The following is a 21,137-nucleotide window of genomic DNA, read 5'->3' as shown; positions in this document are numbered from 1 at the left end:
CCTCTGAATATTTGAACCGTTAAACCGCGGCAGCGCCGCCGACGATTTCCGAGATCTCTTGGGTGATCGCAGCCTGACGCGCCTTGTTGTAGACCAGCTGCAAATCGCTGATCAAATCACCGGCGTTGTCGGTAGCGTTCTTCATCGCGATCATCCGCGCAGCTTGTTCAGCCGCGTTGTTCTCGACCACCGCCTGGTAGACCTGCGACTCCACGTAACGGACCATCAAGCCGTCAAGCAGCTCTTTGGCGTCCGGTTCGTACAGATAATCCCAGTGGTGCTTGAGTTCTTGATCCGGGGTTGCCACCAGTGGAATCAACTGCTCCACGGTAGGCTGTTGCGTCATGGTGTTGATGAACTTGTTGGACACCACGGACAGGCGGTCAATACGGCCGTCCAGGTAGGCATCCAGCATCACCTTGACGCTGCCGATCAGGTCATTGATCGACGGCTCTTCACCCAGGTGGCTGATAGCTGCAACGACGTTACCGCCGAAGTTGCGGAAGAAAGCCGCACCCTTGCTACCCACTACACACAGATCAATCTCGACGCCGTTTTCGCGGTTTACCGCCATGTCCTTGACCAGGGCCTTGAACAGGTTGGTGTTCAAGCCACCACACAGACCACGGTCACTGCTCACCACAACGTAACCGACGCGCTTTATTTCACGGTCGATCATGAATGGGTGGCGATATTCCGGGTTGGCGTTGGCCAGATGGCCAATAACCTGGCGGATGCGCTCCGCGTAAGGACGGCTAGCAGCCATGCGCATTTGTGCCTTGCGCATTTTGCTGACCGCCACTTTTTCCATGGCGCTGGTAATCTTTTGCGTGCTTTTGATGCTCGCAATCTTACTGCGAATCTCTTTTGCGCCTGCCATGTAACACCTATCAGGTTAGCAAGCGGGAGCCTTGCGGCTCCCGCTGCGGCTTACCAGGTTTGGGTGGCCTTGAACTTCTCGATACCGGCTTTCATGCCAGCGTCGATTTCGTCATTGAAGTCACCCTTCACGTTGATCTTCGCCATCAAATCGGCGTGATCGCGGTTGAAGAAAGCAATCAGCGCTTGTTCAAAGCTGCCGATCTTGGTGATTTCGACGTCAGTCAGGAACCCACGCTCAGCGGCATACAGCGACAGCGCCATGTCAGCGATCGACATTGGTGCGTATTGCTTCTGCTTCATCAGCTCGGTAACGCGCTGACCATGCTCAAGTTGCTTACGGGTCGCTTCGTCCAGGTCAGAAGCGAACTGGGCGAATGCCGCCAGTTCACGGTACTGAGCCAGAGCGGTACGGATACCACCGGACAGCTTCTTGATGATCTTGGTCTGAGCGGCACCACCCACACGGGATACCGAAACACCGGCGTTCACAGCAGGACGGATGCCCGAGTTGAACATGGCCGATTCCAGGAAGATCTGACCGTCGGTGATGGAAATCACGTTGGTCGGAACGAACGCGGAAACGTCGCCAGCCTGGGTTTCAATGATCGGCAGTGCGGTCAGGGAACCGGTTTTGCCGGTCACTGCGCCGTTGGTGAACTTCTCTACGTATTCTTCCGAAACGCGGGATGCGCGCTCCAGCAGACGGGAGTGGAGATAGAACACGTCGCCTGGGTAAGCTTCACGGCCCGGTGGACGGCGCAGCAGCAGGGAAATCTGGCGGTAAGCCACTGCTTGCTTGGACAGATCGTCATAAACGATCAGCGCGTCTTCACCGCGGTCGCGGAAGAATTCACCCATGGTGCAACCGGAGTACGGTGCCAGGAACTGCAGCGCAGGAGATTCCGAAGCACTGGCAGCCACGATGATCGTGTTGGCCAGAGCGCCGTTTTCTTCCAGCTTGCGAACCACGTTGGCGATGGTCGATTGCTTCTGACCGATCGCTACGTAGACGCAGAAAATGCCGCTGTTTTTCTGGTTGATGATCGCGTCGATCGCCAGAGCGGTTTTACCGATCTGACGGTCACCTATGATCAGCTCACGCTGGCCACGGCCGACAGGGATCATGGCATCGACAGCCTTGTAGCCAGTCTGTACAGGCTGGTCTACCGACTTACGCCAGATCACGCCCGGTGCAACTTTCTCGACCGCGTCGGTCAAGGTGTTGCCCAGTGGACCTTTGCCGTCAACAGGGTTACCCAGTGCGTCGACTACGCGACCCAGCAGTTCCTTACCAACCGGAACTTCGAGGATGCGGCCAGTGCACTTGGCGCTCATGCCTTCAGCCAGAGACTGGTAAGCGCCCAATACAACGGCACCTACAGAGTCTTGCTCGAGGTTGAGAGCCATACCGAAGACGCCGCCCGGAAACTCGATCATCTCGCCGTACATGACGTCGGCCAGACCGTGAATCCGCACGATACCGTCAGATACGCTGACGACAGTGCCTTCGTTACGGGCTTGGGAGGTCACATCGAGCTTGTCGATGCGGCCCTTGATAATTTCACTTATTTCGGAAGGATTGAGTTGCTGCATTGCTCTGCTGCCCCTTCAAACTCAAGATTTCAATGCTTCGGCAAGGTTTGCGAGTTTGCCGCGAACCGAGCCATCGATAACCAGGTCGCCGGCGCGGATGACAATGCCCCCAATCAGGGATTTGTCTTCCTCGACTTGCAGGCGCACTTCCCGGTTGAGTCGTGCACTGAGAACCTTGGCGAGTTTGTCTTGCTGTTCTTGGTTCAATGCAAAAGCACTGGTCACTTCAACGTCTACCGACTTCTCTTGTTCGGCCTTGTACAGGTCGAACAGAGCGGATATCTCCGGCAAAAGCGGGAGACGGTCGTTTTCGGCAACGACGTTAATGAAGTTCTGTGCCTTGGCATCAAACTTGTCGCCGCACACGTCAATAAACGTGGCGGCCTTGTTTGCGCTCGTCAGTCGCGGGGCCTTGAGCACGCGCTGCATGGTGTCGTCTTGCGACACTGCTGCAGCCAGGCCGAGCATGGCTGACCAAGAGGCCAGTTGCTGGTGGGCCTGGGCGTGCTCGAAGGCTGCCTTAGCGTAAGGTCGGGCCAACGTGGTCAATTCTGCCATGATCGCCCTCGCTTAAATTTCAGCAGCCAGTTTGTTTACCAGCTCCGCGTGCGCGTTTTGATCGATTGTGGCACCCAGGATCTTCTCGGCGCCGCCGACAGCCAGTGCACCCAGTTGGGCACGCAGCACGTCTTTGACACTGTTCAGTTCCTGCTCGATCTCGGCCTGAGCCTGAGCCTTCACACGGTCAGCGTCGATACGGGCTTTTTCAACAGCCTCTTCGACGATCTGGTTACCGCGTTTCTTGGCTTGCTCAATGATTTCGGCTGCCTGAGCTTTCGCTTCGCGCAGTTGCTGACCCACTTTCTCATGGGCCAACTCCAGGTCGCGAGCTGCTCGGCTGGCAGCGTCCAGTCCATCCGCGATCTTCTTCTGACGTTCGTGCAAAGCCGCGATGACCGGAGGCCACACGAACTTCATGCAAAACAGTACAAAAATGAAGAACGCAACGGACTGGCCAATCAGGGTTGCATTAATGTTCACGCCAACACCTCGCTCGTTCGTTGCACATCACACCAATCAACTCGAAGGTTCGAGTGATTAGCCAGCGAGTTGACCAACGAATGGGTTCGCGAAGGTGAAGAACAAAGCGATACCAACACCGATCATGGTTACGGCGTCGAGCAGACCGGCAACGATGAACATTTTGACTTGCAGCATTGGAACCATTTCTGGCTGACGCGCTGCGCCTTCCAGGAACTTGCCGCCCAACAGGCCGAAACCAATTGCGGTACCCAGTGCGCCCAGGCCGATCAACAGTGCAACAGCGATAGCGGTTAGACCAACTACAGTTTCCATCTTTCCTCCCGACTTTTACGTCGTATGGTTTAGGTTTTTTAGATTTTAAAGCGGTAAAACAAATCGTTTCATAGCCCTGTTCGGGCACCCACCCGTTTTACCGGGTGGGACATCAGACCAGTCGAGACTGGTCTTAATGGTTCTCTTCGTGCGCCATCGACAGGTAAACGATGGTCAGCATCATGAAGATAAACGCCTGCAGGGTGATGATCAGGATGTGGAACACAGCCCACGCCCACTGCAGAACTACGCCCAGGCCACTAAGCCAGAGCAGACCGCTGCCGAACATCACAGCAATCAGAATGAAGACCAGCTCGCCGGCGTACATGTTGCCGAACAGACGCAGTGCCAGAGAGATTGGCTTGGCCACCAGCGTCACGAACTCCAGCAGGAAGTTCACCGGGATCAGCAGGGCTTGAACGAAGATGTTCTTGCTGCCGAACGGGTGCAGGGTCAGTTCGCCGATGAAACCGCCGATACCCTTGACCTTGATGCTGTAGAAGATGATCAGCGCGAATACCGACAGGGACATGCCCAGGGTCGCATTCGGGTCAGTGGTCGGAACGGCACGGAAGACCAGATGCGGGTCGCCGGAAATGATGGCGGCCACCTGCGGAATCCAGTCGACCGGTATCAGGTCGACGGCGTTCATCAGGAACACCCAGACAAAAATCGTCAGGGCCAATGGCGCGATCAATGGATTGCGGCCGTGGAAAGTATCTTTCACGCTGCCGTCGACGAACTCGATCAGAACTTCGACGAAGTTCTGCAGGGCGCCTGGTTGACCGGAAGTCGCCTTTTTCGCCGCCATGCGGAAAAGAAGAACGAAAATCAGACCCAACGCGACCGACCAGCCGAGAGTATCGACGTGGAAAGCCCAGAAGCCCATTTCTTTGGCTTCTGCTGCGGTGTGGGCAAAACCCCACCCGCCAGTTGGGTGCTGACCGAAGGTCAGGTTCTGCAAGTGGTGCTGGATATAGCCCGAAGCGGTTGTCTCTGCCATGGTTGCCTCAAACGCCCTAAGGTCTCGAAAGTCTTGTTCTCATTAGCAGGGGAGCGAACCAGCTAACCAGTTGGGTCAGCACGAAGACGCCGAATACTGCTAACGGCGCCAATGGCTTCACACCTGCAAACGTCAATGCAAACAGCACTGCCGTCAAAATCAGTTTGCCCGCCTCGCCGGCATAAAAAGACCGGACGATGGCTTGAGCTGCTCGGGCGCCGGAAAACCGAAATGCCCTGTGAGCGAAATAAATATTGGGAAGCAAGGCTATCAGGCCTCCGCAGAGTCCTGAGTACCCGGCAACGACTCCATGCCATTGCCAGAGCGCCAAAGCGGCAATCAGCAAAACGACAAATTGAGCCATTAACACCGGAAAAACTGCCAGGCGATGGAACGGCAAGCGGTCTGGCGTGCGGTTTTCCATCTCTTTTGCTCCCCAATGGTCGGCTGCCAGAATTCAATAACCTGGCATAATTTGTGCCGACAAAATGCGCGCAGAGTATAGGGGCGGTTCTGCCCCTATTCAACTGTCAGGTAGTGATTTCCGACTTCACGCTACATGAGGAATTGTTTCAGCGGATGTGTGCAAGCACACCTTGAAGCTCATCAAGAGAGTTGTAGCCGATCACTAGCTGCCCCTTACCCTTCTTTCCGTGGCGGATCTGCACCGCAGAGCCTAGGCGCTCGGCCAGGCGCTGCTCGAGTCGGGCGATATCCGGGTCCGGTTTTGCAGGTTCCACAGGCTCCGGTTTGCCACTCAACCACTGGCGAACCAGTGCTTCAGTCTGGCGCACAGTCAGACCCCGTGCGACAACGTGTCGCGCCCCTTCAACTTGTTGATTTTCCGGCAAACCGAGCAAGGCACGGGCATGACCCATTTCCAGGTCACCGTGAGACAGCATGGTTTTGATGACTTCCGGCAACGCAATCAGACGCAACAGGTTGGCGACGGTGACGCGGGACTTACCCACTGCCTCGGCCACTTGTTGCTGAGTCAGCTGGAATTCCTGCTGCAAACGCTGCAGGGCCACCGCTTCTTCGATCGGATTGAGGTCTTCGCGCTGGATGTTCTCGATCAGCGCCATGGCGATGGCGGTTTCATCCGATACATCGCGAACCATTGCCGGGATGGTTTCCTGACCAGCCTGCTGGCTCGCGCGCCAGCGGCGTTCGCCAGCGATGATTTCGAAGCGGCCGCCGCCGATCGAACGAACCACGATCGGCTGCATCACGCCCTGGGCCTTGATCGATTGCGCCAGCTCCTCAAGCGCTTGTGAGTCCATGTCCCGCCGCGGCTGGTATTTGCCACGCTGGAGCAGGTCCAGCGGCAGGTGCTGCAGTTCACGTTGATCGGCCTGTACGGCCTGTTCTTCCAGCGCGCTGACAGTCGGACCACTCAGCAGTGCATCCAGTCCACGTCCGAGACCTCGTTTCTTGACGGCCATGGGGATTCCTTAAGTTGCCTGAGCAGCGGCGGTGCGTGAGTTTTTGCGTTGACGGCGAACCATCTCGCCGGCCAATGCCAGGTAGGCAATCGCGCCCCGCGATGATTTGTCGTACGCAAGCGCCGGCATCCCATAGCTTGGCGCTTCGGCCAGACGGATGTTGCGCGGAATCACGGTGTCGTAGAGCTGATCGCCGAAGTGTTCCTTGAGCTGCGCCGATACGTCGTTCATCAGGCTCAGACGCGGGTCGTACATGGTCCGCAACAGGCCTTCGACTTTCAGGTTCGGGTTCAGCAGTTCGGCAATGCGTTTGATGTTATCCACAAGGTCGCTCAACCCTTCGAGCGCGAAGTACTCGCACTGCATGGGGATAATCACCCCGTCGGCGGCAACCAGTGCGTTGAGTGTCAACATCGACAGCGACGGCGGGCAGTCGATCAAAATGTAATCGTAGTTTTCACGGATCGGCGCCAACGCACTGCGCAGACGACTTTCCTTCATCTGCATTTCCAGCAGAACGACTTCGGCCGCGGTCAGGTCACGGTTGGCCGGCAGCAACTGGTAACCACCGTGTTCGGAATAATGCATGGCCTGGGCCAGATCGCATTCACCGATCAGCAGGTCGTAGACCGAATTTTCCAGGCCGTGTTTATCCACACCGCTACCCATGGTGGCGTTGCCCTGTGGATCAAGATCGATCAACAGCACCCGACGCTTGGTAGCAACCAGGGAAGCTGCGAGGTTGATGCAGGTGGTGGTCTTGCCCACACCACCCTTTTGGTTCGCTATCGCGAATACCTTAGCCATTCTTGCTTGTGTTCCCAATCATGCCGTGCGGCGCAGTATCAGCAGATGGCGTTGGCCTTGGCAACCAGGTACGGCCAGGGCGTGTTCGCTATCGAGGTGGAAGTCTGTCGGCAATGCTACCAGCTCATCAGCGGGATGAACGCCCTTCATTGCCAGCCAACGTGTATCGGCATCGCCTAAATGGCGAGTCCAGTTGCTGAAGTTCTCCATGCTGCTGAACGCCCGGGAAATGATCCCGTTGAATGGCAGTTCCGGCTGGAAGGCTTCTACGCGACTGTGGATAACTTGCAGGTTATCCAGTTTGAGTTCGAGTTTGACCTGGGTCAGGAAGCGGGTTTTCTTGCCGTTGCTGTCCAGGCAGGTCACTTGCGACTCGGGAAACAGGATCGCCAAGGGAATCCCTGGCATGCCGCCGCCACTGCCCACATCCAGCCAACGACCGTTTTCGATGAAGGACATAACGCTCAGGCTGTCGAGCAAATGCCTTGAAACCATTTCGTCTGGATCGCGCACGGCGGTGAGGTTGTAAGCCTTGTTCCATTTTATCAACAGGGCCAGATAACCCAGCAGCTGTGCATGCTGGGCTTCCGTCAGGTTGACACCGAGCTGGCGAGCACCTGTGGATAACTCTTCGGCGTGTTGCGAGGTGACCAACGAACTCAAGCGCTTTGCTCCAACTGACGGCCCGCGCCGCGTTTTTTCAAATGAATCATCAACAGCGAAATCGCTGCCGGGGTCACGCCCGGAATACGCGACGCCTGCCCCAATGTCTCTGGACGGGTCGCGCCGAGCTTGCTCTGGATCTCTTTCGAGAGACCGGAGATGTTCGTGTAATCGATATCCACAGGCAGTTTGGTGTCTTCGCTGGCCCGCAGGCGCGCGATTTCATCTTGCTGACGATCGATGTAACCGGCGTATTTGGTCTTGATTTCGACCTGTTCGGCGACCTGTGGATCTTCTGCGCCCCCACCGGTCACGGCGATCAAACCAGCGTAGTCGATTTCCGGACGGCTCAGCAGGTTGAGCAAATTGTATTCGTGGGTCAGCGGTGTGCCGAACTTTTCGGAAATCGCATCGCCCTGCTCGGTGCCCGGGCGAACCCAGGTACTTTTCAGGCGTTGCTCTTCCAGATCGATGCTTTCGCGTTTCTTGCAGAACGCTGCCCAACGCACGTCATCCACCAGACCCAATTCGCGACCTTTTTCGGTCAAGCGCAGGTCGGCGTTGTCTTCGCGCAGGATCAAACGGTATTCGGCGCGGGACGTGAACATCCGATACGGTTCCTGGGTACCCAGGGTAATCAGGTCGTCGACCAAAACGCCGATGTACGCCTCGTCGCGACGCGGGCACCAGGCATCTTTGCCCTGAGCACGCAGTGCGGCGTTGGCTCCGGCCAGCAAACCCTGGGCGCCGGCTTCTTCGTAACCGGTGGTGCCGTTGATTTGCCCGGCGAAGAACAAACCGCCGATCACTTTGGTTTCCAGGCTGTATTTCAGGTCACGCGGGTCGAAGTAGTCGTACTCGATGGCGTAGCCCGGACGAACGATGTGCGCGTTTTCCATGCCGCGGATCGATTGCACGATCTGCAGCTGCACGTCGAACGGAAGGGAAGTGGATATCCCGTTCGGGTACAGCTCGTGCGTGGTCAAACCTTCCGGCTCGATGAAGACCTGATGGCTTTCCTTGTCGGCAAAGCGGTGAATCTTGTCTTCGATCGATGGGCAATAACGCGGGCCGATGCCTTCGATCAACCCAGCATCGGAATACATCGGCGAACGGTCGAGGTTGGCGGCAATGATTTCGTGGGTACGGGCATTGGTGTGGGTAATCCAGCAGCTGACCTGTTTCGGATGCTGCTCTTTGGAGCCCATGAACGACATCACCGGAATCGGCGTATCGCCTGCCTGCTCGGTCATCACCGAGAAATCCACAGTACGACCGTCGATACGCGGCGGTGTACCGGTTTTCAGGCGACCGACCCGCAATGGCAGTTCGCGCAGGCGATGAGCCAGAGCAATCGACGGCGGATCACCGGCGCGACCGCCGGAATAATTCTGCATGCCGATGTGGATAAGTCCACCAAGGAAGGTGCCAGTGGTCAACACCACGGAATCTGCGAAGAAACGCAGGCCCATTTGGGTGACAACACCGCGCACTTGTTCCTGCTCGACGATCAGGTCGTCAGCAGCCTGTTGAAATATCCACAGGTTCGGCTGGTTTTCCAGAGCTTCGCGGACAGCGGCCTTGTACAGAACCCGATCTGCCTGAGCGCGGGTTGCACGCACGGCTGGGCCTTTGCGGCTGTTCAATACGCGAAACTGAATACCGCCTTTATCGGTAGCCATGGCCATCGCGCCGCCCAGGGCATCGATTTCTTTAACCAAATGGCTTTTGCCGATCCCACCAATGGCGGGGTTGCAACTCATGGCACCGAGGGTTTCCACGTTATGCGTCAGCAACAGGGTTTTTGCCCCCATACGTGCTGACGCCAGTGCTGCCTCGGTACCGGCATGACCGCCGCCGATGACGATCACTTCAAAACGGGAAGGGAAATCCACCACGCACCTCGTGCCTGCTTCAGTCAGGTAATCCGGAAATAGTTTGAGCTCAGGTTTTTGGACCTGGTCGGCAAGTATAGGGACTTCGCCCTTCCTAAAGAACCCTTTGCACAAAATTTAACCAGCTGTGGAGAAGTCGAGGTTATAGAAATTAAAAAGAGAGAAATTTATTAAATCTTTGTTTTTATGTTTATTTCTACTGACCAACCTTTCTGTGGATAGATTGATACAGCCCTTTATTTTCAATGTGTACAGAGATTCAAAACCCTGTGGTCATGTGCCAAGGAGGCCCTTGGATAACCGGTGTAAGCCTGTGGATGAAAGGGATGGTTATCCACAGAGGTGGTTATCTTCAGTTTTCAGGCCTTGTTATCAACTGCCCTCAGCGGCACTTATTCACAGGGCTTAATCCACAGAAAAGTCGCCGAATGAGTAAATCCCGGGCAAGGAAAAACCGCTCAAGGGAAGAATCTGCTCGGCACTGGGCGAAAATTTCAGAAAAGGAGAGAACAGACAGGCCCGAACGGCCTGTCTGTGGACAGCGAAAGGGATTATTTACCGATACAGAAGCTGGAAAAGATCCTTCCCAGCAGATCATCGGAGCTGAACGCGCCGGTGATCTCACCCAAAGACTGCTGCGCCTGCCGCAAATCTTCAGCCAGCAGTTCACCAGCACCCGCTAATGTCAGCTGCGCTCGGCCATGCTCGAGGGACGCACTCGCATGACGCAGTGCCTCCAGGTGACGCCTGCGAGCACTGAAGCTGCTTTCGGAGGTCTGCTCGTAACCCATGCAGGCCTTGAGATGTTCGCGCAACAGTTCCAGTCCCATGCCGGCGGATTTGGCACTGAGGCTGATTGTGACATGGCCATCGTCACTGACCTCCAGGGCAATCGCTTCGCCCGTCAGGTCAGCTTTATTACGGATCAGCGTAACTTTTGCCGGGTCAGGGCGGGTTTCGAGGAATTCAGGCCACAAGGAAAATGGATCAAGGGCCTCGGGAGCTGTGGCATCGACCACCAGCAGTACCCGATCTGCCTCGCCAATAGCTTTCAATGCCCGTTCGACACCAATTTTCTCCACCTGATCATCGGTATCCCGCAGGCCGGCAGTGTCGACCACGTGCAACGGCATGCCATCGATGTGGATATGTTCGCGAAGAATGTCTCGGGTAGTGCCCGCAATTTCGGTGACGATCGCGGCTTCTCGTCCAGCCAAGGCATTCAGCAGGCTGGACTTGCCGGCATTCGGCCGGCCCGCGATCACCACGGTCATGCCGTCACGGAGCAAGGCCCCTTGCCCGGCTTCACGCAGCACTGTGGATAATTCGTCGCGTACTTTGTCGAGCATGCTCAGCACGTGGCCATCGGTGAGGAAGTCGATTTCTTCTTCGGGGAAGTCGATGGCTGCTTCGACGTAAATGCGCAGGCCTATCAGTTGCTCGGTGAGGTTATGCACACGCTGGGAAAACGCCCCCTGCAACGATCGCAGGGCATTTCGTGCCGCCTGTGCAGAACTGGCCTCGATCAAGTCGGCAATGGCTTCGGCCTGAGCCAGATCGAGCTTGTCGTTGAGGAAGGCGCGCTCGCTGAATTCACCCGGCCGAGCCAGACGACAGCCCAGTTCCAGGCAACGCTTGAGCAGCATGTCCAGAACGATCGGGCCACCGTGACCCTGCAGCTCAAGCACATCTTCGCCGGTGAACGAATTCGGTCCCGGGAAATATAGCGCGATGCCTTCGTCCAGCACCTCTTCGTTTGCACTGAGGAACGGGCCGTAATGGGCAAACCGCGGTTTCAGTTCGCGACCGCTGATGGCTTTGGCTGCCAGACTCGCCAGCGGCCCGGAAATACGGACGATGCCCACACCGCCGCGACCTTGAGCGGTAGCGACGGCAGCGATGGTTTCACGAGGAATGCTCATAAACCGGTATCCAGACAAAAGTGACAGATAGCAAAACGCCCCACTAGGGGGCGTTTTGAGTGGTTATCCACAGAGTAAGTTACGCCTCGGCTTTTTTGGCAGCCGCTTCGATCTTACGCGTGATGTACCACTGTTGTGCGATGGACAGCACGTTGTTCACAACCCAGTACAGCACCAGGCCCGCCGGGAACCACAGGAAGAAGAAGGTGAAGATGATTGGCATCATTTTCATGACCTTCGCCTGCATCGGATCCGGAGGAGTCGGGTTCAACTGCTGCTGGATGAACATGGTTGCGCCCATGATGATCGGCAGAATGAAGAACGGATCCTTGATCGACAGGTCAGTAATCCACAGCATGAACGGCGCCTGACGCATTTCCACGCTTTCCAGCAGAACCCAGTACAGCGAAAGGAAAACCGGCATCTGCACGAGGATTGGCAAGCAGCCACCCAGTGGATTGATCTTCTCTTTCTTGTACAGCTCCATCATGGCTTGCGACATTTTCTGCCGGTCGTCGCCATGTTGCTCTTTCAGCGCGGCCAGTTTCGGTGCTACTGCACGCATGCGCGCCATGGATTTGTAGCTGGCAGCCGACAGCGGGAAGAAAATCCCCTTGATCAGCATGGTCAGGAAGATGATCGACCAGCCCCAGTTACCAACCAGTGCGTGGATATTTTGCAGCAACCAGAAGATTGGTTGGGCAATGAACCACAGAATGCCGTAGTCGACAGTCAGTTCCAGACCTGGGGACAACTCTTTCAGCACAGCCTGGCTTTTCGGACCTGCGTACAGAACGGCGCTGGTTTCAGCTTTTGCACCTGGCGCAACAGTCATTGCCGGGGCGGTGTAGCCGATGATGTAGTTGCCTTTGCTGTCTTTACGGGTCTGGACGATGTTGTTTTCGCCCTTGACCGGAATCCATGCAGTCACGAAGTAGTGCTGCAACCAGGCAACCCAACCACCGGTGACAGTTTCTTTCAGCTGAGCCTTGTCCATGTCGCTCATCGACACTTTCTTGTACGGCTCGTTACTTGTCCACAGGGCGGCGCCGAGGTAAGTCGCGGTGCCGGTGGCGGTGCTGGAAGAAGGATCGGAGCTGGCATCGCGCTTCAGTTGCGCGAACATTGCACCGGACCAGGGCTGAGCGCTCTGGTTGTCGATCAGGTAGGAAACGGTTACGTCATACAGGCCACGTTTCAGTGTGAAACGCTTGATGTAGTTGACGCCGTCTTTGCTGAACTTGAGGTCCACGACCAATTGGTCCTGACCGTCAGCCAGTTGATAAATCTTCTTCTCGGAGGAGTAAACCGGACGACCGGCAGGACTTGCGTCCGGACCGTTGGTGCCGATCAGGCCGCTCTGTGCCAGATAAGTCCGCTCGTTGCCGTTATCGAACAGCTGGAATGGAATTTCCGGATGGTCCTGGCGACGTGGATATAGCGGCAACGTCAACTGGGCAACATCACCACCTTGTGGATCGATGGCCAGGTTGAGCACATCCGTTTTGATCTGGATGAGGTCTTTGCTTGCAGCCACTGGCGTTTCAGCAGGTGCAGTTGCACTGGTATCGCTTGTGGCGCGTGGAATGTCGTCACTGACAGAAGCATTATTGCCAGTCGCCGTGTCCGGTAGGCCCGGTGCGGTAGTACTGGAAGCAACATTCTGAGTCGGCAGGGCAGCCTGGCCATAGTCCTGGTTCCATTTAAGAACCATAACGTAGGACACGATTGCCAGGGCGACGATCAGGATCGTGCGTTTGATATCCATGATTACTCGGCCATCGAAGAAGAACGGGAGGTAGGGATAGATGGAACCGGGTCATAACCACCGGGATTCCACGGATGACAGCGACCTAAACGACGAAAGGTCAGCCAGCCACCGCGCAGAAGGCCATGATTTTCAATGGCTTCATACGCGTAGCAGGAACAACTGGGGTAGAAACGACAGTGACTGGCCATCAAAGGACTAATGGCATAGCGATAAAACTGGATCGGAACGAGCGCCAGTTTACGCATCGGGACTGTCTACCCCTACTGTTTCGGTTTTGGCTGCTGGTACCGGCTTGCTGCGTGCCAGACGTTTCCAGAGTTTGCCGAAATGCTGAATCAATTCGGGGCTTTCTACGTCACCCAAACCTTTGCGCGCGACAATAACGATGTCCCAACCGACCAGTAAATCCTGGTTCAGGCGAAACGATTCGCGCATCAGACGTTTGAGGCGATTGCGCTCGACGGAGAGCTTTACGCTCTTTTTCCCGATAACCAGCCCGAGACGGGGGTGATCAAGATCGTTGTTGCGCGCAAGGAGCAGGAGATTTTTCCCCGGAACCTTGCCGGTAGGGGAGTCAAAGACTGCCTTGAAATGCCGGGGGGTAAGCAGACGCTTTTCCCGACTGAAGTCCTGACTCACCTCCAGTGCCGGATTATCAAACTGCCAGACGCGCACGACCTTTGGCGCGACGACGCGACAGGACGGCACGACCGTTCTTGGTGGCCATGCGAGCACGGAAACCGTGGGTACGAGCGCGTTTGATAGTGCTTGGTTGGAAAGTACGTTTCATTGTCGTGTTACCTGGTTCGTCCACAACGGGCCGGAATGGCCCCCGTTTTAAGAGACCGGGGATTCTAGAGAAAGCAAGCCTCTAGGTCAATTTCCAACCAGCGTTTCCTTATAAATAGATCTCCAGACGATTTGCTCGCCGAAGGTCGCTGGCTAGATATAGAAATAAAGAAGGAAATTATTTAAAGCTTTTCTGTAAAGCTTATAAAAGCTAGGCACACGATCATCTGTGGATAACTGGCTTTAGCCCCTCTAAACCGTGATGTACAGAGAATGACAACTACGGTGGAAAACAGTGGTCAGCCTGTGCTGCACTGTCGGATAAGCTGTGTGTGAAAAGGCTAGTTATCCACAGGCAGGTTATCCACTGAGTTTCGCCCCCACTTGTCCAGTGCCCTCATGGGTGGTTATCCACAGAGCTTATGCACATACCGTTGGTCTTCTTTTCCAGGGTTAACGCATTGATAAATCATGCCCTGTGCGCAACCTGCATGTGGATAAGTGGACGACTGGTCGCTACAATGACCGCTTGTTTTTGCCTCACCGGCTTTCAACTTAGGGGATATCCGTGTCAGTGGAACTTTGGCAGCAGTGCGTAGAGCTTCTGCGCGATGAGCTGCCTGCCCAACAATTCAACACTTGGATCCGTCCACTACAGGTCGAAGCCGAAGGCGACGAGCTGCGTGTCTACGCGCCGAATCGTTTTGTTCTCGACTGGGTCAATGAAAAGTACCTGGGACGCGTCCTTGAACTGCTGGATGAGCATGGCAATGGCCTGGCGCCGGCGCTTTCCTTATTAATAGGCAGCAAACGCAGTTCGACACCGCGGGCGGCACCCAATGCCCCGTTGGCTGCTGCGGCGTCCCAGGCTCAGGCCGCTCAAGCGCCTGTCAGCGCTCCAGCACCAGTTCCGGCAGCTGCTCCGACCAAACGCGCGACACAAAAAGTTGCTGAAGTCAGTGAAGAGCCGTCCCGCGACAGCTTCGATCCAATGGCCGGCGCCAGTTCGCAACAGGCCCCGGTCCGCTCCGAGCAGCGCACGGTCCAGGTCGAAGGCGCGCTCAAGCACACCAGCTACCTGAACCGCACCTTTACCTTCGAGAACTTCGTCGAAGGCAAGTCCAACCAACTCGCCCGGGCTGCGGCCTGGCAGGTTGCGGACAACCCCAAGCACGGCTACAACCCGCTCTTCCTTTATGGTGGTGTCGGCTTGGGTAAAACCCACTTGATGCATGCTGTGGGTAACCACCTATTAAAGAAGAATCCGAATGCCAAGGTTGTGTACCTGCATTCCGAGCGTTTTGTCGCGGACATGGTCAAGGCTTTGCAGCTGAATGCGATCAATGAGTTCAAGCGCTTCTACCGCTCGGTGGATGCCTTGCTGATTGATGACATTCAGTTCTTCGCCCGCAAGGAACGCTCCCAGGAAGAGTTTTTCCACACCTTCAACGCCCTGCTTGAAGGTGGCCAGCAGGTCATTCTTACCAGTGACCGCTACCCGAAAGAAATCGAAGGCCTTGAAGAACGTCTGAAGTCACGTTTCGGCTGGGGCCTGACGGTTGCCGTCGAGCCACCGGAGCTGGAAACCCGCGTGGCGATCTTGATGAAAAAGGCCGACCAGGCCAAAGTCGATCTGCCACACGACGCGGCGTTCTTCATTGCCCAGCGTATTCGCTCCAACGTTCGTGAGCTGGAAGGCGCGCTCAAACGCGTGATCGCCCACTCGCACTTCATGGGCCGCGATATCACCATCGAGCTGATTCGCGAATCCCTGAAAGACTTGTTGGCGCTGCAAGACAAACTGGTCTCTGTGGATAACATTCAGCGCACCGTCGCCGAATATTACAAGATCAAGATCTCCGACCTGTTGTCCAAGCGTCGTTCACGCTCGGTGGCACGTCCGCGTCAGGTCGCCATGGCGTTGTCAAAGGAACTGACCAACCACAGCTTGCCGGAAATCGGCGATGTGTTTGGCGGCCGCGACCACACGACTGTTTTGCACGCCTGCCGCAAGATCAACGAGCTTAAGGAATCCGACGCGGACATCCGCGAGGACTATAAGAACCTGCTGCGTACACTGACTACTTGATGAACACCAGCGCAGCTTATTAAGGCAAGGGACTAGACCATGCATTTCACCATTCAACGCGAAGCCCTGTTGAAACCCCTGCAACTGGTCGCAGGCGTCGTCGAGCGCCGACAGACCTTGCCGGTGCTCTCCAACGTGCTGCTGGTTGTCGAAGGCCAGCAACTGTCGCTGACCGGTACCGACCTGGAAGTCGAGCTGGTCGGTCGTGTGCAACTCGAAGAGCCTGCGGACCCGGGTTCCATCACTGTGCCTGCGCGCAAGCTGATGGACATCTGCAAGAGCTTGCCGAACGATGCGCTGATCGACATCAAGGTCGATGAGCAGAAGCTCGTGGTGAAGGCCGGCCGTAGCCGCTTCACCCTGTCGACCCTGCCGGCCAATGACTTCCCGACAGTGGAAGAAGGCCCAGGCTCGCTGACCTGTAGCCTCGAGCAAAGCAAACTGCGTCGTCTGATCGAACGCACCAGCTTCGCGATGGCGCAGCAGGACGTACGTTACTACCTCAACGGCATGCTGCTGGAAGTCTCGGCCGGGATCATCCGCGCCGTAGCCACCGACGGTCACCGTCTGGCCATGTGCTCGATGCAGGCCGATATCGGTCAGCCAGACCGTCATCAGGTGATCGTACCGCGCAAAGGTATTCTGGAACTGGCGCGTCTGCTGACCGAACCGGACGGCAACGTCAGCATCGTGCTGGGCCAGCACCATATCCGTGCCACCACCGGCGAGTTCACTTTCACTTCGAAACTGGTCGACGGTAAATTCCCTGACTACGAGCGTGTTCTGCCTAAAGGCGGCGACAAGCTGGTACTCGGCGATCGCCAGGCGCTGCGTGAAGCGTTCAGCCGTACCGCGATTCTGTCCAACGAGAAGTACCGTGGCATCCGTCTGCAACTGGCTAATGGTCAGCTGAAGATCCAGGCGAACAACCCGGAGCAGGAAGAAGCGGAAGAAGAAGTAGGTGTTGAGTACAACGGTGGCTCGCTGGAAATCGGCTTCAACGTGAGCTATTTGCTCGACGTCCTGGGCGTGATGACCACCGAGCAGGTTCGCTTGATCCTGTCCGACTCCAACAGCAGTGCGCTGGTGCAAGAGTCCGACAACGACGACTCGGCCTACGTTGTCATGCCGATGCGTCTGTAATCATGCTTAGCAGAAGCTAGATGTCCTTAAGTCGCGTCTCGGTCACCGCGGTGCGCAATCTGCACCCGGTGACCTTCTCCCCCTCCCCCCGAATAAACATTCTTTACGGCGCCAACGGCAGCGGCAAAACCAGTGTTCTGGAAGCCATTCATCTGCTGGGGCTTGCCCGTTCGTTTCGTAGCAGCCGTCTGTTACCCGTCATTCAATACGAGCAATTGGCGTGCACGGTGTTTGGCCAAGTCGAGTTGGCCGAGGGTGGACACAGCGCGTTGGGGATATCTCGCGACCGCCAGGGTGAGTTCCAGATCCGCATCGACGGGCAGAACGCACGAAGTGCAGCGCAACTGGCGGAGATCCTGCCGCTGCAATTGATTAACCCGGACAGCTTCCGCCTGCTGGAGGGCGCGCCGAAGATTCGCCGGCAGTTTCTCGACTGGGGAGTGTTCCACGTGGAGCCCCGATTCATGTCCACGTGGCAGCGCTTGCAGAAGGCCTTGCGCCAGAGAAACTCTTGGCTACGACATGGTACACTTGACGCCGTTTCGCAAGCGGTTTGGGACAGGGAACTGTGCCAGGCCAGCGCTGAAATAGATGAATACCGCCGCGCTTACATCAAAGCCTTGAAACCAGTCTTTGAACAGACCTTGAGCGAACTGGTTGAGCTTGAGGGCTTAACGCTCAGCTATTACCGAGGTTGGGACAAAGACCGTGAGTTGAGCGCGGTACTCGCCGGGTCCCTTCAGCGGGATCAGCAAATGGGTCATACCCAAGCCGGACCACAACGCGCTGATTTGCGCCTTAGATTGGGCGCACACAACGCCGCGGACATATTGTCTCGCGGTCAGCAGAAGTTAGTGGTCTGTGCATTGCGGATCGCCCAAGGGCATTTGGTTAGCCAGGCCCGACGCGGCCAGTGTATTTATCTGGTGGATGACCTGCCGTCCGAACTGGACGAGCACCACCGTCGCGCGCTTTGCCGCTTGCTGGAAGACTTACGCTGCCAGGTCTTTATCACCTGTGTAGATCACGAATTATTGAGGGAAGGCTGGCAGACGGAAACGCCAGTCGCTCTGTTCCACGTGGAACAGGGCCGTATCACCCAGACCCACGACCATCGGGAGTGAAGGCATTGAGCGAAGAAAATACGTACGACTCAACGAGCATTAAAGTGCTGAAAGGCCTGGATGCCGTACGCAAACGTCCCGGTATGTACATTGGTGACACTGACGATGGCAGTGGTCTGCACCACATGGTGTTCGAGGTGGTCGATAACTCGATCGACGAAGCTTTGGCCGGCCATTGCGACGACATCAGCATCATCATCCACCCGGACGAATCCATCACCGTTCGCGATAACGGTCGTGGCATCCCGGTAGATGTGCACAAAGAAGAAGGCGTCTCGGCGGCCGAGGTCATCATGACCGTGCTGCACGCTGGCGGTAAGTTCGACGACAACTCCTACAAAGTATCCGGCGGTCTGCACGGTGTAGGTGTGTCGGTGGTGAACGCACTGTCCAAAGAGCTTGTTCTTACAGTGCGCCGCAGCGGCAAGATCTGGGAACAGACTTACGTCCACGGTGTTCCGCAAGAACCGATGAAAATCGTCGGCGAGAGCGAGACAACCGGTACCCAGATTCACTTTAAGCCATCGGCTGAAACCTTCAAGAATATCCACTTCAGCTGGGACATTCTGGCCAAGCGGATTCGCGAACTGTCCTTCCTCAACTCCGGTGTCGGCATCGTCCTCAAGGACGAGCGCAGCGGCAAGGAAGAGCTGTTCAAGTACGAAGGTGGTCTGCGTGCGTTCGTTGAATACCTGAACACCAACAAGACTGCGGTCAACCAGGTGTTCCACTTCAACATCCAGCGTGAAGACGGCATCGGCGTGGAAATCGCCCTGCAGTGGAACGACAGCTTCAACGAGAACCTGTTGTGCTTCACCAACAACATTCCGCAGCGCGATGGCGGTACTCACCTGGTGGGTTTCCGTTCCGCCCTGACGCGTAACCTGAACACCTACATCGAAGCTGAAGGTCTGGCGAAGAAGCACAAAGTCGCCACCACCGGTGACGATGCCCGTGAAGGCCTGACGGCGATCATTTCGGTAAAAGTGCCGGATCCGAAGTTCAGCTCCCAGACCAAAGACAAGCTGGTGTCTTCCGAAGTGAAGACCGCGGTCGAACAGGAAATGGGCAAGTACTTCTCTGACTTCCTGCTGGAGAACCCGAACGAAGCCAAGCTGGTCGTCGGCAAGATGATCGACGCGGCGCGTGCGCGTGAAGCTGCGCGTAAGGCTCGTGAGATGACCCGCCGCAAAGGCGCGCTGGATATCGCCGGCCTGCCGGGCAAATTGGCTGACTGCCAGGAAAAAGACCCTGCCCTCTCCGAACTGTACCTCGTGGAAGGTGACTCTGCTGGCGGCTCCGCCAAGCAGGGACGCAACCGCAGGACTCAGGCCATTCTGCCGTTGAAGGGCAAGATTCTGAACGTCGAGAAGGCGCGCTTCGACAAGATGATCTCTTCGCAAGAAGTAGGCACCTTGATCACCGCGCTGGGCTGCGGCATTGGCCGCGACGAGTACAACATCGAGAAGTTGCGTTACCACAACATCATCATCATGACCGATGCTGACGTCGACGGTTCGCACATCCGTACCCTGCTGCTGACCTTCTTCTTCCGTCAGTTGCCGGAGCTGATCGAGCGCGGCTACATCTACATCGCTCAGCCTCCGCTGTACAAGGTCAAGAAAGGCAAGCAAGAGCAATACATCAAAGACGACGACGCCATGGAAGAGTACATGACGCAGTCGGCCCTGGAAGATGCGAGCCTGCACCTGAATGACGAAGCCCCGGGTATCTCCGGTGAAGCCCTCGAGCGTCTGGTGAATGATTTCCGTCTGGTGATGAAGACCCTCAAGCGTCTGTCGCGCCTGTACCCACAGGAACTGACCGAGCACTTCATCTACCTGCCAGCCGTCAGCATGGAGCAATTGTCCGATCATGCAGCGATGCAGGATTGGCTGGCTCAATACGAAGTTCGCCTGCGCACCGTCGAAAAATCCGGTCTGGTTTACAAAGCCAGCCTGCGAGAAGATCGTGAGCGTAACGTCTGGCTGCCAGAGGTCGAATTGATCTCCCACGGTCTGTCGAACTACGTCACCTTCAACCGCGACTTCTTCGGCAGCAACGATTACAAGACCGTCGTCTCCCTGGGCGCTCAGCTGAGCACCTTGCTGGACGAAGGCGCTTATATTCAGCGTGGTGAACGCAAGAAAGCCGTCACCGAGTTCAAGGAAGCCCTTGAATGGCTGATGGCCGAAAGCACCAAGCGTCATACCATCCAGCGCTACAAAGGTCTGGGCGAGATGAACCCGGATCAGCTGTGGGAAACCACCATGGATCCGGGTTCGCGCCGCATGCTCAAAGTGACCATCGAAGACGCCATTGGCGCAGACCAGATCTTCAACACCCTGATGGGTGATGCGGTCGAACCTCGCCGTGACTTCATCGAAAGCAACGCTTTGGCGGTTTCCAACCTGGACTTCTGATCCGGTGTAGGTTCACAAAATAGTTGATCATTTTCACAAATAGATGATCCGACGACCGTCCGGAAACGACTCAAAAGGCCAATTCTCTGAATTGGCCTTTTTTGTGGTGCGCCAGGCATGGCGCGTTGCGCGCAAGCGCAACCCGCTTGGCTGTGGTGGCCAAGCGGGTGACTTGGAGGTGCAAGTCCTCTACACACCCGGCAAGGGGAAGTGTTAGCCAGAGGCAAGGGTG

At 56.4% G+C, this 21,137-nt stretch carries 20 protein-coding genes; 4 read left to right on the top strand and 16 right to left on the bottom strand.

All coding sequences use genetic code 11. From position 1 onward, the window contains the following. Positions 1–19 precede the first annotated feature (19 nt). From atpG to rpmH, 16 genes are all read right to left on the bottom strand, one after another. Positions 20–880: a F0F1 ATP synthase subunit gamma gene (gene atpG / locus CKW20_RS06905; RefSeq protein ID WP_095052279.1), complete on the bottom strand. Its 861-nt coding sequence runs from the start codon at positions 878–880 to the stop codon at positions 20–22. Positions 881–930: 50 nt separating this feature from the next. Continuing rightward, entirely contained in the window at positions 931–2,475 is a 1,545-nt protein-coding gene (atpA, locus tag CKW20_RS06900; protein WP_095052278.1) for a F0F1 ATP synthase subunit alpha, read from the bottom strand. Positions 2,476–2,496: 21 nt separating this feature from the next. Next, positions 2,497–3,033 (bottom strand): F0F1 ATP synthase subunit delta, encoded by a 537-nt coding sequence (locus CKW20_RS06895; protein WP_007903030.1) that lies wholly within the window; start codon positions 3,031–3,033, stop codon positions 2,497–2,499. A 12-nt stretch (positions 3,034–3,045) separates the two neighbouring features. Further along, complete coding sequence (locus CKW20_RS06890) at positions 3,046–3,516, bottom strand: F0F1 ATP synthase subunit B (RefSeq protein ID WP_095052277.1); 471 nt, start codon at positions 3,514–3,516, stop codon at positions 3,046–3,048. A gap of 57 nt (positions 3,517–3,573) precedes the next feature. Next, entirely contained in the window at positions 3,574–3,831 is a 258-nt protein-coding gene (atpE, locus tag CKW20_RS06885) for a F0F1 ATP synthase subunit C (protein ID WP_002555987.1), read from the bottom strand. Positions 3,832–3,964: 133 nt separating this feature from the next. After that, positions 3,965–4,834, bottom strand: a complete 870-nt coding sequence (atpB, locus tag CKW20_RS06880) for a F0F1 ATP synthase subunit A (protein WP_095052276.1) — start codon at positions 4,832–4,834, stop codon at positions 3,965–3,967. Between the two features lie 16 nt (positions 4,835–4,850). After that, positions 4,851–5,258 carry a F0F1 ATP synthase subunit I gene (locus tag CKW20_RS06875; RefSeq protein WP_007903021.1) on the bottom strand — a complete coding sequence of 136 codons (408 nt, stop codon included), beginning with the start codon at positions 5,256–5,258 and terminating at the stop codon, positions 4,851–4,853. A gap of 148 nt (positions 5,259–5,406) precedes the next feature. Continuing rightward, positions 5,407–6,279, bottom strand: coding sequence for a ParB/RepB/Spo0J family partition protein (locus CKW20_RS06870; protein ID WP_095052275.1), 873 nt, complete (start codon positions 6,277–6,279; stop codon positions 5,407–5,409). Positions 6,280–6,288: 9 nt separating this feature from the next. Beyond that, positions 6,289–7,086 (bottom strand): ParA family protein, encoded by a 798-nt coding sequence (locus CKW20_RS06865; protein WP_007934331.1) that lies wholly within the window; start codon positions 7,084–7,086, stop codon positions 6,289–6,291. Positions 7,087–7,104: 18 nt separating this feature from the next. Then, entirely contained in the window at positions 7,105–7,749 is a 645-nt protein-coding gene (gene rsmG / locus CKW20_RS06860) for a 16S rRNA (guanine(527)-N(7))-methyltransferase RsmG (RefSeq protein WP_095052274.1), read from the bottom strand. After that, complete coding sequence (gene mnmG / locus CKW20_RS06855; protein WP_007903012.1) at positions 7,746–9,644, bottom strand: tRNA uridine-5-carboxymethylaminomethyl(34) synthesis enzyme MnmG; 1,899 nt, start codon at positions 9,642–9,644, stop codon at positions 7,746–7,748. Before mnmG ends, rsmG begins: the two co-directional genes overlap by 4 nt. A 551-nt stretch (positions 9,645–10,195) precedes the next feature. After that, positions 10,196–11,566, bottom strand: a complete 1,371-nt coding sequence (gene mnmE / locus CKW20_RS06850) for a tRNA uridine-5-carboxymethylaminomethyl(34) synthesis GTPase MnmE (protein WP_095052273.1) — start codon at positions 11,564–11,566, stop codon at positions 10,196–10,198. Positions 11,567–11,645: 79 nt separating this feature from the next. Continuing rightward, entirely contained in the window at positions 11,646–13,334 is a 1,689-nt protein-coding gene (gene yidC / locus CKW20_RS06845; protein WP_095052272.1) for a membrane protein insertase YidC, read from the bottom strand. 2 nt (positions 13,335–13,336) lie between these two features. Further along, positions 13,337–13,582 carry a membrane protein insertion efficiency factor YidD gene (gene yidD, locus CKW20_RS06840; RefSeq protein WP_052966011.1) on the bottom strand — a complete coding sequence of 82 codons (246 nt, stop codon included), beginning with the start codon at positions 13,580–13,582 and terminating at the stop codon, positions 13,337–13,339. Next, the gene (rnpA, locus tag CKW20_RS06835) at positions 13,575–13,976 is read right to left on the bottom strand and encodes a ribonuclease P protein component (protein ID WP_030132561.1); all 402 of its coding nucleotides are present in this window, start codon (positions 13,974–13,976) and stop codon (positions 13,575–13,577) included. Before rnpA ends, yidD begins: the two co-directional genes overlap by 8 nt. A 16-nt stretch (positions 13,977–13,992) precedes the next feature. After that, a complete protein-coding gene (rpmH, locus tag CKW20_RS06830) occupies positions 13,993–14,127 on the bottom strand; it encodes a 50S ribosomal protein L34 (RefSeq protein ID WP_003213577.1) in 135 nt (44 codons plus the stop codon). Between the two features lie 567 nt (positions 14,128–14,694). Between rpmH and dnaA the strand changes: the two genes are divergently transcribed. Genes dnaA through gyrB form a run of 4 tightly spaced genes read left to right on the top strand, consistent with a single transcriptional unit; the run spans position 14,695 to position 20,905 of the window. Further along, positions 14,695–16,215 (top strand): chromosomal replication initiator protein DnaA, encoded by a 1,521-nt coding sequence (gene dnaA, locus CKW20_RS06825; protein ID WP_095052271.1) that lies wholly within the window; start codon positions 14,695–14,697, stop codon positions 16,213–16,215. 39 nt (positions 16,216–16,254) lie between these two features. Next, the gene (dnaN, locus tag CKW20_RS06820; RefSeq protein ID WP_007903001.1) at positions 16,255–17,358 is read left to right on the top strand and encodes a DNA polymerase III subunit beta; all 1,104 of its coding nucleotides are present in this window, start codon (positions 16,255–16,257) and stop codon (positions 17,356–17,358) included. A 20-nt stretch (positions 17,359–17,378) separates the two neighbouring features. Then, positions 17,379–18,482, top strand: a complete 1,104-nt coding sequence (recF, locus tag CKW20_RS06815) for a DNA replication/repair protein RecF (RefSeq protein ID WP_008007898.1) — start codon at positions 17,379–17,381, stop codon at positions 18,480–18,482. 5 nt (positions 18,483–18,487) lie between these two features. Next, positions 18,488–20,905, top strand: coding sequence for a DNA topoisomerase (ATP-hydrolyzing) subunit B (gene gyrB / locus CKW20_RS06810; RefSeq protein WP_095052699.1), 2,418 nt, complete (start codon positions 18,488–18,490; stop codon positions 20,903–20,905). Positions 20,906–21,137: the final 232 nt, after the last annotated feature.

The sequence above is a fragment of the Pseudomonas sp. Irchel s3b2 genome (assembly GCF_900187445.1).
Taxonomy (GTDB): Bacteria; Pseudomonadota; Gammaproteobacteria; order Pseudomonadales; family Pseudomonadaceae; genus Aquipseudomonas.
The sequence above is the reverse complement of the archived record's forward strand: the minus strand, read 5'-3'. Positions and strand labels throughout refer to the sequence as shown.

Coding starts and splice junctions, on each gene's coding strand:
- atpG (WP_095052279.1), bottom strand. CDS start 880: ATGGCAGGCGCAAAAGAGATTCGCAGTAAGATTGCGAGCATCAAAAGC.
- atpA (WP_095052278.1), bottom strand. CDS start 2,475: ATGCAGCAACTCAATCCTTCCGAAATAAGTGAAATTATCAAGGGCCGC.
- CKW20_RS06895 (WP_007903030.1), bottom strand. CDS start 3,033: ATGGCAGAATTGACCACGTTGGCCCGACCTTACGCTAAGGCAGCCTTC.
- atpE (WP_002555987.1), bottom strand. CDS start 3,831: ATGGAAACTGTAGTTGGTCTAACCGCTATCGCTGTTGCACTGTTGATC.
- atpB (WP_095052276.1), bottom strand. CDS start 4,834: ATGGCAGAGACAACCGCTTCGGGCTATATCCAGCACCACTTGCAGAAC.
- CKW20_RS06875 (WP_007903021.1), bottom strand. CDS start 5,258: ATGGAAAACCGCACGCCAGACCGCTTGCCGTTCCATCGCCTGGCAGTT.
- CKW20_RS06870 (WP_095052275.1), bottom strand. CDS start 6,279: ATGGCCGTCAAGAAACGAGGTCTCGGACGTGGACTGGATGCACTGCTG.
- CKW20_RS06865 (WP_007934331.1), bottom strand. CDS start 7,086: ATGGCTAAGGTATTCGCGATAGCGAACCAAAAGGGTGGTGTGGGCAAG.
- mnmE (WP_095052273.1), bottom strand. CDS start 11,566: ATGAGCATTCCTCGTGAAACCATCGCTGCCGTCGCTACCGCTCAAGGT.
- yidC (WP_095052272.1), bottom strand. CDS start 13,334: ATGGATATCAAACGCACGATCCTGATCGTCGCCCTGGCAATCGTGTCC.
- yidD (WP_052966011.1), bottom strand. CDS start 13,582: ATGCGTAAACTGGCGCTCGTTCCGATCCAGTTTTATCGCTATGCCATT.
- rpmH (WP_003213577.1), bottom strand. CDS start 14,127: ATGAAACGTACTTTCCAACCAAGCACTATCAAACGCGCTCGTACCCAC.
- dnaN (WP_007903001.1), top strand. CDS start 16,255: ATGCATTTCACCATTCAACGCGAAGCCCTGTTGAAACCCCTGCAACTG.
- recF (WP_008007898.1), top strand. CDS start 17,379: ATGTCCTTAAGTCGCGTCTCGGTCACCGCGGTGCGCAATCTGCACCCG.